This window comes from Bradyrhizobium sp. 190 (assembly GCF_023073415.1).
Lineage (GTDB): Bacteria > Pseudomonadota > Alphaproteobacteria > Rhizobiales > Xanthobacteraceae > Bradyrhizobium.
Window position 1 is genome coordinate 868,966 of record NZ_JADPJL010000008.1, and the last position, 15,068, is coordinate 884,033.

A 15,068-nucleotide genomic window follows, 5' to 3' on the forward strand; every position below is an offset into this window, starting at 1 on the left:
GCCCGGTTCTCAATCAGAACCGAAAGGGCTTCAGGAGATGCGCGAGTGAGCGTTACGCAGCAACAGGTTCTCGATTGTCTCAGCCGGGTGGCGTCGCCGCGTGGCGTGCCCCTGATCAATGCCAACGTGCTGTCGGAGATCTCGGTCACCGACGGCAAGGTGTTCTTCTCCATCAACGTCGATGCCACGGAAGCTCGCGCCTGGGAAAGCGTGCGTGCGCAGGCCGAAGCCGCCGTGCGCGCGATCCCCGGTGTCACTGCTGCGATGATCGCGCTGACGGCCGAGCGCAAGCCCGGCTCTCCGCCACCCGCGCCTGCGCCGCATCGGCATGCGCATTCACATTCTCCCGGCGTGCAACCGGCTTCCGCGCACCGTCCGCCGCAAGGCGCGGCGTCGCCGATGTCGAAACAGGCGGAAATCCCGGGCGTTGCCGCCGTCATCGCGGTGGCCTCGGGCAAGGGCGGCGTCGGCAAGTCGACCACCGCGCTCAATCTGGCGCTGGGTCTGCGCGACCTCGGCCTGCGCGTCGGCCTGCTCGATGCCGACATTTACGGCCCGTCGGTGCCGCGGCTGACCGGCATCAATGAGAAGCCGCAACTCGATGACAACCGGAAGATGATTCCGATTCCGCGTTTCGGCCTTGCCATCATGTCGATCGGCTTCCTGGTCGAGGAAGACACCGCGATGATCTGGCGCGGGCCGATGGTGATGTCGGCGATCACCCAGATGCTGCGTGACGTGGCGTGGGGCACGCTCGACATTCTGGTCGTCGACATGCCGCCCGGCACCGGCGATGCGCAATTGACGCTGGCGCAGAATGTGCCGCTGAAGGGAGCGGTGATCATCTCGACCCCGCAGGATCTCTCGCTGATCGACGCGCGGCGAGGGCTCGCGATGTTCAAGAAGGTCAACGTGCCGGTGCTCGGCATCGTCGAGAACATGAGCTACTTCCAGTGCCCCGAGTGCGGCACGCGCTCGGACATTTTCGGTCATGGCGGTGCGCGGCATGAAGCGGAGCGGCTGGGTGTCCCGTTCCTGGGCGAGATCCCGCTGCACATGTCGATCAGGACCACCTCCGACGACGGTAACCCGGTGGTGGCGAGCGAGCCGGACGGTCCACATGCCGCGATTTACCGCGCCATCGGGACCAAGGTTCGCGACCAGCTTCAGGACGTCATCGCCGCGGCCTGAGGCCCTTATCCATCCCTCCTAAGACTTTGGTTTAATCAGTGCAGTCATGCCTTTGTCGCGTTTTCGTTAGCGAACTTCCGTGTTAAAGCGCCCCCGCCAGAGCGCCCCGGATGACGTGGAATTCGCCCGCCGGAGGACATGCTCGAGGAATATGGGAAACGCCCCGTCTTAAGGAGACTTGAATGAAGCGTCGTGATTTTTTGAAGGTTTCAGCGGCCGGTGCTGCCGCGACAGCCGTTGCCTCGCCGGCGATCGCGCAATCCGCGCCTGAGATCAAATGGCGCCTGACGTCGAGCTTTCCGAAATCGCTCGACACCATCTATGGCGGCGCTGAGCAGGTGTCGAAATACGTCGCCGAAATGACCGATAACAAGTTCCAGATTCAGGTGTTCGCGGCCGGCGAACTCGCACCGGGTCTGCAGGCGCTCGATGCCACCTCCAACGGCACCGTCGAGATGTGCCACACCGTCTCCTATTATTACGTCGGCAAGGACCCGACCTTTGCGATCTACGCCTCGGTCCCGTTCGGCCTCAATGCCCGTCAGAATAACTCGTGGTGGTATCAGGGCGGCGGTGAGGCACTCGGCAACGAGTTCTTCAAGAAGTTCGGCGTGATCGGTTTCCCCACCGGCAACACCGGCACCCAGATGGGCGGCTGGTTCCGCAAGGAGATCAAAACGGTTGCCGACCTGTCGGGCCTCAAGATGCGCATCGGCGGCATTGCCGGTCAGGTGCTGCAGAAGGTCGGCGTGGTGCCGCAGCAGCTCGCCGGCGGCGACATCTATCCCGCGCTCGAAAAGGGCACCATTGACGCGGCCGAGTGGGTCGGTCCCTACGACGACGAAAAGCTCGGCTTCGCCAAGGTCGCGAAGTACTACTATTACCCGGGTTTCTGGGAAGGCGGCCCGACGGTTCACTCCTTCTGCAATCTCGAGAAGTGGAACGCGTTGCCGAAGAACTACCAGGCGATCCTGACCAATGCCTGCGCCAACGCCAATAGCTGGATGAATGCGCGTTACGACATGCAGAATCCGACTGCGCTGAAGCGTCTGGTCGCCGGCGGCACGCAGCTTCGTCCCTTCACCAATGAAGTGCTGGAAGCCTGCCTGAAGGCCACCAACGAATTGTGGGCCGAGATCTCCGGCAAGAACGCCGACTTCAAGAAGTCGATTGACGCGATGCAGGCTTACCGCTCCGACCAGTATCTGTGGTGGCAGGTTGCCGAATACACCTATGACAGCTTCATGATCCGCTCGCGTACCCGCGGCTGATTAGGCCTTAAGTCGTAGAAGGAAGCCCGACCTTCGCAAGAAGGCCGGGCTTTTTCGTTTGCCCGTATAGTTCGGGATGGAAATCGGGAACCGGATGTTCCATGCTGGCTGCGAAGGCCTCGCCAAGAAGGCTGACACACGCAACCAACAGGGATGGATTCAATGAAAAGAAGAGATTTTCTTAAAGTTGCCGGCATTGGCGCCGCGGGCGCGGCAACCTTGGCGGCTCCCGCCATCGCGCAGTCGATGCCGGAACTCAAATGGCGTTTGGCGGCGAGCTGGCCAAAATCACTCGACACGCTGTGGGGCGGCGTCGAGCACATGGTCAAGCTCGTTGCCGAAGCCACCGACAACAAGTTTCAAGTTCAGGCTTTTGCCGGCGGCGAAATCGTGCCGGGGCTGCAGGTCCTCGATGCCGTGCAGAACGGCACCGTCGAGATGGGACATACGGCCTCCTACTATTACTTCGGCAAAGATCCGACATTTGCGTTCGGCACGGCGGTGCCGTTCGGGCCCAACCAGCGCATTAACCAGGCTTGGTACATGCTGGGCGGCGGCAGAGATCTGCTCAACCAGTTCTACAAGAGCTACAACGTCACGTCGTTTCTGGCCGGCAACACCGGCTGCCAGATGGGCGGCTGGTTCCGCAAGGAGATCAACACGGTCGACGATCTGAAGGGGCTCAAGATGCGCATCGGCGGCTTTGCCGGCCGCGTGATGCAGAAACTCGGCGTCGTGCCGCAGCAGCTCGCCGGCGGCGACATCTATCCCGCGCTTGAAAAGGGCACGATCGATGCGGCGGAATGGGTAGGGCCCTATGACGACGAGAAGCTCGGCTTCTACAAGGTCGCGCCGCATTATTACTATCCCGGCTGGTGGGAAGGCGGCCCGATGCTGCTCGGGCTCGTTAATTTGGATAAGTGGAATTCGCTGCCGAAATACTATCAAAGCGTCATCGAGCAGGCGGGCCAGGCCGCCAATAGCTGGATGATGGCCAAATACGATCAGGGCAACCCGCCGGCGATGAAAAAATTGCTCGCCGGCGGTACCAAGCTCCATGCTTTTTCCCCGGCGATCATGCAGGCCAGCCTCAAGGCGACAAAGGAATTGTATGCCGAGACCTCGGCGGCCAATCCGAACTTCAAGAAAGTGCTGGAATCGATGAACGCTTTCACATCCAATGGATACCAGTGGTTCCAGGTCGCGGAGCTGGGTTACGACAGCTTTATGGCGCGCAATCCGCAGGGTTGATCGCCTCGCAACTCCCTCGACAAAGAAAAAACCCCGGAGCGAAAGCTCCGGGGTTTTCACGTGGGGCCTGCGCCGCTACTGTTTCGGTCCGCCAAAATCCAACGGCGGCATCTCGATCTGCGGTACCTCGATCTTGATCGTGTTCGGGTCGACTGTCGATGCCGTGCCCTTATAGTGCATCACCATCTGCGGGAACGCGATCACCAGCAGCACCATGATAACCTGGATCACCACGAACGGCACGGCGCCCCAATAGATCTGACCGGTCGTGACGGGATCCATACGCTTGCCTGTAACCCGATCGATGTAGGATTCTTTTGGGGCTACTGAACGTAAATAGAACAATGCGAACCCGAACGGCGGATGCATGAATGACGTCTGCATGTTGACGCCGAGGATCACGCCGAACCAGATCAGGTCGATGCCGAGTTTTTCGGCCACCGGCCCGAGCAGCGGGATGATGATGAAGGCGAGTTCGAAGAAGTCGAGGAAGAAGGCAAGAACGAAGACAAGCGCGTTGACGAAAATAAGGAAGCCGATTTGGCCGCCGGGGAGGGAAGTCAGCAGATGCTCGACCCACACGTGGCCGTTCACGCCGTAGAAAGTCAGCGAGAACACCCGCGCACCAATCAGAATGAATATGACGAAGGCGGAAAGTTTCGCGGTCGATTCCGTGGCTTGCCGGATCAGGTCCCAGCTTAGCCGTCGCTTGGCTGCGCCGAGAATGATCGCGCCAGCCGCGCCCATCGCGCCACCCTCGGTAGGGGTTGCGACGCCGATAAAGATCGTACCAAGCACAAGGAAGATCAGGAACAGCGGCGGCACCATGACGAAGGTCGTTTGCTGCGCCATCGCGGACAGGAAGCGAAACCCGGTAAGCTTGTCGATCACCCAGTTCAGGACGGCCACGAAAAATGCGAACAGGATACCGAAGAACATGCTGAGTACGACGAAATCGGCGCCGCGGGTGTCAGAGTGCCGCATCATGAACCAGCCGAAAACCACACTGGCCAGCGTGAGCACGCCGAGCGAAAGCAGGCCGCGGCTGCCGTCCTTTTCCCGGAAGCCAATGGCCTCCGCCGGCAGCCCCGGAGCCGCCTTCGGGAAGATCATCGTCACGAGAAAGGCATATCCGGCATACAGGCCCGCAAGCACCATGCCCGGGATGAAGGCGCCTTCGTACATGTCGCCGACCGACTTGCCGAGCTGGTCGGCCATCACGATCAGAACCAGCGAAGGCGGAATGATTTGCGCCAACGTGCCTGAGGCCGCGATGATTCCCGTCGCCATCCGGCGGTCGTAGCCATAGCGCAACATGATCGGCAGCGAGATCAGGCCCATCGAGATCACGGAAGCGGCAACGACGCCGGTCGTAGCAGCGAGCAGGGCGCCAACGAACACGACGGCATAGGCGAGACCGCCGCGGATGGTGCCGAACAATTGTCCGATGGTATCGAGCAAGTCCTCGGCCATGCCGGATCGCTCCAGCACCAACCCCATGAACGTAAAGAACGGGATCGCGAGCAGCGTGTCGTTGTTCATCACGCCGTAAACACGCTCGGGGAGAGCCTGCAGGAAGTCCGGCCGGAACTCTCCAAGTTCGATGCCGACGATAGCGAAAAGCAGGCCGACCGCACCGAGCGAAAACGCCGCCGGATAGCCAAGCAGCAGCATGATCACCAGCGCCGTGAACATGATCGGCGCCATGTTGGCGATAAGGAAGGATGTCATCTCTTGTCCTCTGCCACCGCGTGCGCGATCAGCGTTTTTCGATGGCCTCGACGAGGTGTTCGACCTCGGCCTCGAGCGCGGGTACTTGTGATGCGTGTGGATCTGGAATAAGGCCGCGCATCACGGCGATGCGCTTGATCAGCTCGGAAATGCCCTGAACCAGCAAGAACACGAATCCGATGATAACCAGCGATTTGGCGGGCCATTGCGGAAGCCCGCCTGCGTTGCCCGATTGCTCGTTGACTTCGAACGATCGCATAAAAAACGGGCCGCCGGTGATGATCATGACGACGCACAGCGGCATCAGAAAGAGCGTGTGCCCAACGACATCGATCACGTTGCGTGCGGTCTTCGGTAGCGCATTACTGACGATGTCGATCCGGATGTGTTCGTTGTCGAGCAAAGTCCACGGCGAGCAAAGCAGAAAGACGATGCTGAAGAGCACCCATTGCAGCTCAAGCCATGAGTTGGATGAAATGTCGAACGTTTTGCGCATGATGGCGTTGACGGCCGAAATCACCACGGCAACGAGAATCAGCCACGCCAGGCGCTTACCCGTCCACCGCGTGAACGCGTCGATTCCACGGCTCAATTTCAAGAGCGCTTGCAACGGCAATCCTCCCCAATTCGCATCTGCAGTCTTGACGGTACCCGTCGGGCACTGCGGCCTATCCAGCCCGGCTAGCATGAAGCCATCGCACCAAACCAGCGGGCGAAGCAGCCGTCAATTGGAAGTTTGTTGATATTGAAAGGGAATCAGCCCTGTGGATCGGGGTCGTCCACCCCCGGCCCCGGCCAACCTGGGCCCGGGCTGCGCTATTGCTTTTGAGGGCCGAAATCCAGCGGCGGGAGCTCGATTTCCGGCACCACGATTTTTACCTTGCTGAGATCGACGTCGAGCGGCTTGTCGAGCAGAGCCGTCACCGTGACGGGGAACGCGATCACGATCGCCACCATGATCGCCTGCAGGCCGATCCAGGGCAGGGCGCCCCAATAGATGTCGGAGCTCTTGACCTCCTTCGGCGCAACGCCGCGCAGATAGAACAGCGCGAAGCCGAACGGTGGATGCAGGAACGACGTCTGCATATTGACGCAAAGCATGACGCCGAACCAGATCAGCGCGGCATCGGGGCCGACGACCGGCGCCAGCACCTTCTGCGCGATCGGCGCCACCATCGGCAGAATGATGAAGGCGATCTCGAAGAAGTCGAGGAAGAACGCCAGGAAGAAGATGAAGAGGTTGATGAAGATCAGGAAGCCCCAGACGCCGCCGGGGATCGAAGTCAGATGGTGCTCGAGCCAGACCCCGCCATTGACGCCGAGGAATACCACCGAGAAGCAGGTCGAGCCGATCAGGATGAACACCACCATGGTCGAGAGACGCATGGTCGATTGGTAGCCCTGCTTGATCAGGTCGCGCAGGTCCGGAATGCGGACGGCTTCGAGGCAGAGCCAGACGACGGCGAGATAGAGCACCGCGAACGTCAGTTTCAACAGCTTGCCTTCGCCGACGAGAATTCCGACGATCACGGCGACGCCGGTGGCGGCGATGCCGACGAGGAGCATCTTGTGCCCCTTGCTGCTCAGATCCTTGTGGTGGATTGCGGCGAGAACGATCGCGCCGATGGCACCCATCGCGCCGGCTTCCGTCGGGGTCGCCAGGCCCATCATCATGGTGCCCAGCACCACGAAGATCAGCACGGCGGAGGGAATGATGCCCATCAGGCATTTGCGCCAGAGCGGCCAGCCCCGCAGCGTCAGCGCGTCTCTGGGCACGGCCGGGACGTGATGGGGCAGGAAGATACTCAGAACGAATGTGTAGCCGGCGAACAGCGCGATCTGCAGGAGCGACGGCCCCCAGGCGCCGAGATACATGTCGCCGACCGACTTGCCGAGCTGGTCGGCCATCACGATCAGCACCAGCGAGGGTGGTACCAACTGGGTGATGGTGCCGGATGCGGCGAGCACGCCGGTGATGTAGCGCACGTTATAGCCGTAGCGGAGCATCACCGGCATCGAGATCAGCGCCATAGCGATGACCTGCGCCGCCACCGTGCCGGTGATCGCGCCGAGGATGAAGCCGACGATGATGACGGAATAGCCGAGGCCGCCGCGGACCGGGCCGAACAGCTGACCCATCGAATCCAGCATGTCTTCGGCGAGACCGCACCGCTCGAGGACAGAGCCCATGAAGGTGAAGAAGGGAATCGCCAGCAGCAATTCGTTGGAAAGCACACCGCCGAAAATACGGCCGGGAATCGCCTGCAGGAAGTTCATGTCGAAGAAGCCGAGATAGATCGACAGGAACCCGAACGACAGCCCGAGCGCGGCCAGCGTGAAGGCCACCGGGAAGCCGATCAGCATGGCCAGAATCAAGCCGCCGAACATCAGCGGCGGCATCATGTCCAGCGTGATCATTGGGTAGGCCTCTCATACTTCGCATCGATCACGACATAACCCTTCAGTGCAGCGATGCGCTTGATCACCTCGGAGACGCCTTGCAGCGCCAGGAAAACGAAGCCAACGGGAACGACGAGCTTGATCGGCCAGCGCAGCAGGCCGCCGGCATTGCTCGAGGTCTCGCCGACCGCGTAGGCCTGCATGAAGAACGGCCACGACAGATAGCTGAGCAGCAGGCAGGCCGGGATCAGGAAGCACAGCGTTCCGATCAGGTCGAGCCAGAGCTGCCCGCGCTCCGACAGCATCAGGTAGAGGATTTCAACCCGAACATGCTCGTTCTTCTTGAACGTATAGGAAGCGCCGAACATTACGAAGATGGCGAACATGTACCATTGCAATTCGAGCCAGGCATTGGAGCTGTAGCCGAAGGCGTAGCGGATCATGGCGTTGGCGGCGCTCACCACGCAGGCTGCGAGCACGAGCCAGTTGCAGACGCCGCCTAGTTTCTCGTTGAGCCAATCGATAGAGTTACTCAGTGCCAACAACGGGCGCATTATGCTCTCCTCGGACACGTCATCGACGCGCCGGATTTTTCATTGATATTGCATTGCCACTACGCGCCAGGCGCGCAGAGCTGCTGCCGCGCAGCAAGCGCGCGGGTTCGTTTCGGCGCAAAAAAAAGCGCCGATTCACAGCTCATTCGCTGGAGCGATTGCAACGATAGTCCTCCCCCAATCTCGTGCCACCGCCGTCTTGACTGCACCTTGAAGGTGCAGCGGCCTGTTGCGACCGTGCTGGCGTGAAAGCAGCCGCACCATTTCAGCGCGGCGGGACGGCGTCAATTGGGAGAATGGAAAATCGGCGCGCAGGATCGATTTGTTGCGCGAAAAGCCTTAATCTGGCGCCGAAAATTTCAACCGCCGGTAACGCTCATGTGGCGGCTAACACTGGGACGGTTATGCCGGCGGTCGATAATGAAGTCGTGGCCCTTCGGCTTCAGCCCGATGGCGCGATCGATCGCGGCCGACAGCAGGTCGTCGTCGGAGGAAGCCCGCAACGGCTTGCGCAAATCGGAGGCATCCTCGTGGCCGAGGCAGGTGTGCAGCGTGCCGGTGCAGGTGATCCGCACCCGGTTACAGGACTCGCAGAAATTATGCGTCATCGGCGTGATGAAGCCGAGCTTGCCGCCGGTCTCGGCAACGCGGACATAGCGAGCGGGGCCGCCTGTATCGTCGTCGAGGTCGGTCAGCGTGTAGTGCTGGGCGAGGCGCGCACGTAACAACGATAGCGGCACGTACTGATCGATCCGGCCTTCGCCGATGTCGCCCATCGGCATCACTTCGATCAGCGTCAGCGCCATGCCCTTGCCGTGCGCCCATTCCATCAGCGAGGGGATTTCTTCCTCGTTCATGTTCTTCAGCGCCACCGCGTTGATCTTGACCGCAAGGCCTGCGTCGCGCGCGGCCTCGATGCCGGTCAAGACCTTGTCGAGATCGCCCCAGCGCGTGATGGCGCGGAACTTCTGCGCATCGAGCGTGTCGAGCGAGACGTTGACACGGCGGACGCCGCAGTCGCGCAATTCGCCGGCGAAGCGCGCCAGTTGCGAAGCGTTGGTGGTCAGCGTCAGCTCATCGAGCGCGCCGCTTGAAAGATGCCGCGACAGCGAGCGCACCAGTGACATCACGTTGCGCCGGACCAGCGGCTCGCCGCCGGTGAGGCGGATCTTGCGCACGCCCTTGGCGATGAAGGCCGAGCACAGCCGGTCGAGTTCTTCCAGCGTCAGCAGGTCCTTCTTCGGCAGGAAGGTCATGTCCTCGGACATGCAGTAGAAGCAGCGCAGGTCGCAGCGATCGGTCACCGACACGCGCAGATACCGGATGGTCCGGCCGAACGGATCGACCATCGGACGAAACAACTGATCGGGTGACGGAGATCCGCTCATTCAAGCTGCCTTGCAACTGCCTTGTACCGGGGTCTTCACGTGTTAGCTCGCTAGCATAATGTAGGCATGTTGTAAGGCGCCTACAATCAGCAAGCTTGCGGGCGCAGTTGCGAGGTCCGGCGGGGGGCGGCATTCAGCGGGCCGCGGGCTGCACGGGGGCCGGGTTCGACGCTGCGGCGGCCTTGGACTTTGGGTTCTCCGGGCGCATCGGGTTGCGCGCCTTCGGCGGCGGTACGGCCGGCGTGAGTTCCGCGAACACCGGGCTCGGGTCGATGATGGTCATCGGCGGCGAAGCAAAATCGCCGGGATCGCGGACCACCTGCACCGGAACCGTGACCGGCTGGAACTTGGGGCTGGCGAAAGTGACGGAGAAGCCGGCATCAGGCGCGGGCACATCGATCGAGCAGGGGGTTTTACAGGCCGGTCCGAGCGAGGTCGTTGCATCCGCTCCCGGCGGCGCTGATTCCGGCGCAACCTTCACCAGCGGCGGCGCCGGCTTGGAGGAATCAAGGGAAAACGACGAGCACCCGGCGAGACTCGCCCCGGTGATGGCAATCGCGATGGTTGGCGAACCATAGGAGTGCGAGAATAGAGCTGCAACCAGGCCGGGAAAATTCGTTAAAGAATGGCTAACGCCGAGCAATAGCGCTTTAAATACGTAAATTAAATCAGATGGTTATGTCCGGGACGAAACCTTGCTGAGGCTTTCCACCGCCGCCGGCAGCTCGCGCATATGGCCGATCAGCCGGTCCGGTTTCAAATCGGCGATTGGCACATCCGTGTAGCCGAACTCGACCCCGATCACGGGAACGCCGGCCCGCCTCGCCACGCCGACGTCGGGGCCGGCGTCGCCAACCATGATGGTCGTAGCCAGATCGCCGCCGGCCCGCGCCACCGTCTGCTGCAAAATGACGGGATCGGGCTTGGAGACGCCGAACGTATCGGCGCCGCAGATGGCAGAAAATCGTCCGCTCAGGCCCAATTGGTCGAGCAGCCGCTTCGACAGCCATTCCAGCTTGTTGGTGCACACCGCAAAGCGGCAACCCTGTGCCGCAAGCTCGTCGAGCGCGGCTTCCAGCCCCTCGAACGGCCGCGAGGCGTCGGCGATGTGGGCGGCGTAATAGTCGATGAAATCCTTAGTGAGGCGGTTGACGTCCTCGACGCTCATCGCGCGGCCTTCTACCTCGAGGCCACGTTCGATCAGCTTGCGGGCGCCGGCGCCGATCATGTTGCGCGCGGATTTCAGCGGGACCGGCGGCATGCCTTCGCGGTCGAGCACGAAATTGAGTGCGGCAATCAGGTCGGGCGCGGTGTCGACCAGCGTGCCGTCGAGGTCGAAGACAACGGTGCGGGGAAGGGTCATGGGAATTCGCTAGCGGCAGGCGCGGCATCATGCAAGTAGGGAACTGCAAATCTCGGGAGATGAGACCATGCGGGACCTCGCCGGCAAGACAGCTTTTGTGACCGGCGGCGCTGGAGGCATCGGACTTGCACTCGGCCGGGCGTTTGCTCAATCCGGCATGAAGGTGATGCTGGCCGATATCGAGGCGGATGCGCTGCAGGCCGCCGTCAAAAGCCTGCAGGAAATCTCCCCCGACATAAGCGGCACCCTCTGCGATGTCGCCGACGCCGCAAGCGTTGAACGCGCGGCGAAGTCCTCCTTCGATGCTTTCGGGCGCGTGCATGTCGTGTGCAACAATGCAGGCGTGGCTGCCGGCGGCGGTATCGACCACATCTCGCTGGACAATTGGCGATGGGTCATCGATGTCAACCTGATGGGCGTGCTCCACGGCATCAAAAGCTTTCTGCCTCATATCCGCGCCCACGGCGAAGGCGGCCATATCGTCAACACCGCGTCGATGGCGGGCATGCAGAGCGACCTGGGATTCAGCCCCTACGGGGCGAGCAAATTTGCTGTTGTCAGCATGTCGGAGGGGCTTAGCCTTCGGCTCAAGCCGCACGGCATTGGCGTCAGCGTTCTATGTCCGAGTTACGTGCGCACGCGTATCGGCGAGAGCGGGCGCAACCGGCCCGAGCGCTACGGCCAGTCGCAGCCACTCGATCCCGCCAGTCCGGCGGTGGCCATGGTGGCCGAGATTGCCCGGAATATCGACGCAGGGCTTGAGCCCGACGCGGTCGCCGAACGCGTGCTCACCGCGATCCGGGAAGATGAGCTCTATATTTTCACCCATCCGGGCATGCGGGCCGAGGTTGAGGCGCGCTTTGCCGCGATTCTGGCCGCGATGGACGGGGTTTCACCCCCATAATCCTTCTCACGCAAGACTTTAGGCGCTGTTCCCAAGGCCAAAACGACGCTAGAGAAACGTCACCGGCGGGTTCTTGAGAGGCATCGTCAGCACGTGGATATGGATCAACTGAAGCGGCAGGCAGCGGCGAAAGCCCTGGAGCACGTCAGCGACGGCATGAAGCTCGGGCTCGGCACCGGCTCGACCGCCAAGCATTTCGTCGAGCTGCTCGGCCAGAAGGTTGCGGGCGGGATGAAAGTGGTGGGCGTGCCGACCTCGGAAGCGACCCGCGCCCAGGCCGAAGCATGCAAAATTCCGCTGACCACGCTCGATGAAGTCGACCGGCTCGATCTCACCGTCGATGGCGCTGACGAGCTCGACCCGGCGCTCAACCTGATCAAGGGCGGCGGCGGCGCGCTGTTGCGGGAGAAGATCGTGGCGGCGGCCTCGGATCGCATGATCGTGATTGCCGACGACACCAAATGGGTCGATGTTCTCGGCCGTTTCCCCCTACCTGTAGAGGTGATTCCGTTCGGGCTGGCCGCCACCAGGCGGGCCATGGCCACGGCATTTGCCCAAAGCGGCGTTTCCGGGCAAATGGGGCTCCGCAAGGGCAAGGACGGCCACGTTTTTGTCACCGATGGCGGCCACTGGATTATCGATGCCCACCTCGGGCGCATCACGGATGCGCCGCGTCTGGCGGGCCTGTTGAGCCTGATCCCGGGTGTCGTCGAACACGGGTTGTTCATTGGCTTGGCCAACACCGCCGTCCTGGCAGGTGCGCAGGGAATTCGCGTAGTTGAGCGGCGGTAACGCCGGTAATCGAGGAGAATTGGTAATGAAGAGCCTTTCACGGATTTTGTCGGCGGCCGGCCTTGCAGTGGGACTGGCCCTGGCTGCCGTTCCGGCCGACGCGCAGCAGAAGAACGCGCCCGCCGCGACGACGCAACTCAAGCCCGGTTCGCCGGCGGCGATCGCCGCTGCCAAGGAAATCCTGGCGATGAAGAACGCGGCGGCGATGTACGCCAACGCCGTTCCCAATCTCGTCGAGCAGACCAAGAACACACTGCTGCAGAGCAATCTGAACTACCAGAAAGATCTCAACGAGGTCGCCATCATCGTTGCCAAGAATCTCGCCGGCCGCGAGAAGGAAATCGGCGAGGGCATGGCGCAGGTCTATGCCAACGAGTTCACCGAGCAGGAGCTGAAGGACCTCGTGACGTTCTACAAGTCGCCGCTCGGCCAGAAGCTGCTCACGAGCGAGCCCCGCGCCATCCAGTTCAGCATGTCCTACATGAACCAGTGGGCGCAGGCCTTTGCCGAAACCATCAACGGCCAGTTCCGGGCCGAGATGAGGAAGCGCGGCAAGGAAATCTGATCTTTAGCGAAGCATGCCCTCGGACTTGATCCGAGGGTGGACTTCCGGTTCGCGTGAAGAAAACGCGTCAAACTAAAAGAGAAACGAGAAGCGGCTTCGGGCGGGGTTGATATGGCTGAGTTCGACGTCGATCTGTTCGTCATCGGCGGTGGTTCGGGCGGCGTTCGCGCCGCGCGCATCGCCGCCGGCTACGGCGCCAGGGTCATGGTCGCTGAAGAATACCGGATGGGCGGCACCTGCGTGATCCGCGGCTGCGTGCCGAAAAAGCTGTTCGTGCTCGGCTCGCACGTCAAGCACGAGGTCGAGGACGCAAAAGGCTTCGGCTGGACCATTCCCGAGGTTTCCTTCGACTGGCCGACGCTGGTCGCCAACAAGGACAAGGAGATCGCGAGGCTCGAAGGCATCTACGCCGCCAATGTCGAGAAATCAGGCGCGTGCATCGCAAAGACCCGCGCGGTGCTGGAAGACGCCCACACGCTGCGGCTGATGACCGGCGAAAAGATCACCGCGAAATACATCCTGATCGCGACCGGCGGCGCACCCAACCACGGCCGCGAAATCCCCGGCATCGAACACGTCATCTCCTCGAACGAGGCGTTTCATCTCACCGAACTGCCGAAGCGCATCGTGATCCAGGGCGGCGGCTATATCGCGCTGGAATTCGCCGGCATCTTTGCCGGCTTCGGTTCCGACGTGACCGTGATCTATCGCGGCGACAACATTTTGCGCGGTTTTGACGAGGACGTCCGCAAGCACGTGCGCGCCGAGATGGAAAAGCAGGGCATCACGATCATCACCGGCTGCACCATCGATAAAGTGGACAAGCACGGCAGCGAATTCACCACCCATTTGTCTAGCGGTTCGAGCATCGCCTCCGACAAGGTGATGTTCGCGATCGGGCGGCACCCGAACGTCGCCAATCTCGGTCTCGAGAAGGCCGGTGTCGCCATCAACCCGGCCAATGGCGGCATCGCCGTCGATGACTGGTCGAAGACCTCGGTCGACAGCATCTATGCGATCGGCGACGTCACCCATCGCCTCAATTTGACGCCGGTGGCGATCCGCGAGGGCCATGCCTTCGCGGATACCGTGTTCGGCAAGCGCCCCGTCCAGGTCGATCACGCCACCATCCCGACGGCCGTGTTCTCGCAGCCCGAGGTTGGCACCGTGGGCCTGACAGAAGCGCAGGCGCGAGCGCAGGTGAGCCATGTCGACATCTACAAGGCCGATTTCCGTCCGATCAAGGCGACGATGTCCGGCCGCGACACCCGCGTGCTGATGAAGCTCGTGGTCGACGGCACGACGGATCGCGTGCTCGGCTGCCACATCGTCGGCGACACCGCCGCCGAAATCGTCCAGGCGGTTGCCATCGCGGTGAAGATGAAGGCGACCAAAGCCGATTTCGACGCCACGATCGCGCTGCATCCGACAGCCGCCGAAGAGCTGGTGACGATGCGGACGCCGACGGCGCGGTATGTGAGGCAGGCAGCGGAGTAGGGGCCGTAGGATGGGTGGAGCGAAGCGATACCCATCAAATCACGTCCAGCTCATAGGGCGGGTTGAGCTCTTTGCGAAACCCATCACCTGCGGTGACGCGCAATAGATGGGTATCGCTTCGCTCCACCCATCCTACGGGCAGCGGTCTACCGACAGCCGCC

General features: G+C 61.9%; 14 protein-coding genes. 7 read left to right on the forward strand and 7 right to left on the reverse strand.

All coding sequences use genetic code 11. The features are described from left to right. Positions 1-45 precede the first annotated feature (45 nt). The 3 genes from IVB22_RS07990 (at position 46) to IVB22_RS08000 (ending at position 3,713) form a co-directional block, all read left to right on the forward strand. A complete protein-coding gene (locus IVB22_RS07990) occupies positions 46-1,191 on the forward strand; it encodes an Mrp/NBP35 family ATP-binding protein (RefSeq protein WP_247516745.1) in 1,146 nt (381 codons plus the stop codon). Positions 1,192-1,373: 182 nt separating this feature from the next. Continuing rightward, a complete protein-coding gene (locus IVB22_RS07995; RefSeq protein ID WP_247516746.1) occupies positions 1,374-2,462 on the forward strand; it encodes a TRAP transporter substrate-binding protein in 1,089 nt (362 codons plus the stop codon). Between the two features lie 162 nt (positions 2,463-2,624). Then, positions 2,625-3,713 (forward strand): TRAP transporter substrate-binding protein, encoded by a 1,089-nt coding sequence (locus IVB22_RS08000; protein ID WP_247516747.1) that lies wholly within the window; start codon positions 2,625-2,627, stop codon positions 3,711-3,713. Between the two features lie 75 nt (positions 3,714-3,788). Here the strand turns inward: IVB22_RS08000 and IVB22_RS08005 are convergent, their stop codons facing one another. From IVB22_RS08005 to gph, 7 genes are all read right to left on the reverse strand, one after another. Beyond that, complete coding sequence (locus tag IVB22_RS08005) at positions 3,789-5,444, reverse strand: TRAP transporter large permease subunit (RefSeq protein WP_247516748.1); 1,656 nt, start codon at positions 5,442-5,444, stop codon at positions 3,789-3,791. Positions 5,445-5,472: 28 nt separating this feature from the next. Beyond that, positions 5,473-6,054 (reverse strand): TRAP transporter small permease subunit, encoded by a 582-nt coding sequence (locus tag IVB22_RS08010; protein ID WP_247516977.1) that lies wholly within the window; start codon positions 6,052-6,054, stop codon positions 5,473-5,475. Between the two features lie 206 nt (positions 6,055-6,260). Beyond that, complete coding sequence (locus tag IVB22_RS08015) at positions 6,261-7,862, reverse strand: TRAP transporter large permease subunit (protein ID WP_247516749.1); 1,602 nt, start codon at positions 7,860-7,862, stop codon at positions 6,261-6,263. Beyond that, entirely contained in the window at positions 7,859-8,398 is a 540-nt protein-coding gene (locus IVB22_RS08020) for a TRAP transporter small permease subunit (protein WP_247516750.1), read from the reverse strand. Before IVB22_RS08020 ends, IVB22_RS08015 begins: the two co-directional genes overlap by 4 nt. Positions 8,399-8,757: 359 nt before the next feature. Next, the gene (gene moaA / locus IVB22_RS08025; RefSeq protein ID WP_247516751.1) at positions 8,758-9,786 is read right to left on the reverse strand and encodes a GTP 3',8-cyclase MoaA; all 1,029 of its coding nucleotides are present in this window, start codon (positions 9,784-9,786) and stop codon (positions 8,758-8,760) included. Between the two features lie 133 nt (positions 9,787-9,919). After that, positions 9,920-10,267: a hypothetical protein gene (locus IVB22_RS08030; protein WP_308200363.1), complete on the reverse strand. Its 348-nt coding sequence runs from the start codon at positions 10,265-10,267 to the stop codon at positions 9,920-9,922. A gap of 195 nt (positions 10,268-10,462) precedes the next feature. After that, entirely contained in the window at positions 10,463-11,149 is a 687-nt protein-coding gene (gene gph / locus IVB22_RS08035) for a phosphoglycolate phosphatase (protein WP_247516752.1), read from the reverse strand. A gap of 67 nt (positions 11,150-11,216) precedes the next feature. Here gph and IVB22_RS08040 point away from each other — a divergent pair, with 67 nt between their 5' ends. From IVB22_RS08040 to gor, 4 genes are all read left to right on the forward strand, one after another. After that, the gene (locus tag IVB22_RS08040) at positions 11,217-12,053 is read left to right on the forward strand and encodes an SDR family NAD(P)-dependent oxidoreductase (protein ID WP_247516753.1); all 837 of its coding nucleotides are present in this window, start codon (positions 11,217-11,219) and stop codon (positions 12,051-12,053) included. A gap of 93 nt (positions 12,054-12,146) precedes the next feature. After that, positions 12,147-12,845, forward strand: coding sequence for a ribose-5-phosphate isomerase RpiA (rpiA, locus tag IVB22_RS08045; protein WP_247516754.1), 699 nt, complete (start codon positions 12,147-12,149; stop codon positions 12,843-12,845). 25 nt (positions 12,846-12,870) lie between these two features. After that, the gene (locus IVB22_RS08050) at positions 12,871-13,410 is read left to right on the forward strand and encodes a DUF2059 domain-containing protein (protein WP_247516755.1); all 540 of its coding nucleotides are present in this window, start codon (positions 12,871-12,873) and stop codon (positions 13,408-13,410) included. Positions 13,411-13,521: 111 nt separating this feature from the next. Beyond that, a complete protein-coding gene (gene gor, locus IVB22_RS08055) occupies positions 13,522-14,907 on the forward strand; it encodes a glutathione-disulfide reductase (protein WP_247516756.1) in 1,386 nt (461 codons plus the stop codon). Positions 14,908-15,068: the final 161 nt, after the last annotated feature.

Bases quoted from the DNA above. Each gene is read 5' to 3' on its own strand.
- IVB22_RS07995 (WP_247516746.1), top strand. From the start codon at position 1,374: ATGAAGCGTCGTGATTTTTTGAAGGTTTCAGCGGCCGGTGCTGCCGCG.
- IVB22_RS08000 (WP_247516747.1), top strand. From the start codon at position 2,625: ATGAAAAGAAGAGATTTTCTTAAAGTTGCCGGCATTGGCGCCGCGGGC.
- IVB22_RS08005 (WP_247516748.1), bottom strand. From the start codon at position 5,444: ATGACATCCTTCCTTATCGCCAACATGGCGCCGATCATGTTCACGGCG.
- IVB22_RS08015 (WP_247516749.1), bottom strand. From the start codon at position 7,862: ATGATCACGCTGGACATGATGCCGCCGCTGATGTTCGGCGGCTTGATT.
- IVB22_RS08020 (WP_247516750.1), bottom strand. From the start codon at position 8,398: ATGCGCCCGTTGTTGGCACTGAGTAACTCTATCGATTGGCTCAACGAG.
- moaA (WP_247516751.1), bottom strand. From the start codon at position 9,786: ATGAGCGGATCTCCGTCACCCGATCAGTTGTTTCGTCCGATGGTCGAT.
- gph (WP_247516752.1), bottom strand. From the start codon at position 11,149: ATGACCCTTCCCCGCACCGTTGTCTTCGACCTCGACGGCACGCTGGTC.
- IVB22_RS08040 (WP_247516753.1), top strand. From the start codon at position 11,217: ATGCGGGACCTCGCCGGCAAGACAGCTTTTGTGACCGGCGGCGCTGGA.
- IVB22_RS08050 (WP_247516755.1), top strand. From the start codon at position 12,871: ATGAAGAGCCTTTCACGGATTTTGTCGGCGGCCGGCCTTGCAGTGGGA.
- gor (WP_247516756.1), top strand. From the start codon at position 13,522: ATGGCTGAGTTCGACGTCGATCTGTTCGTCATCGGCGGTGGTTCGGGC.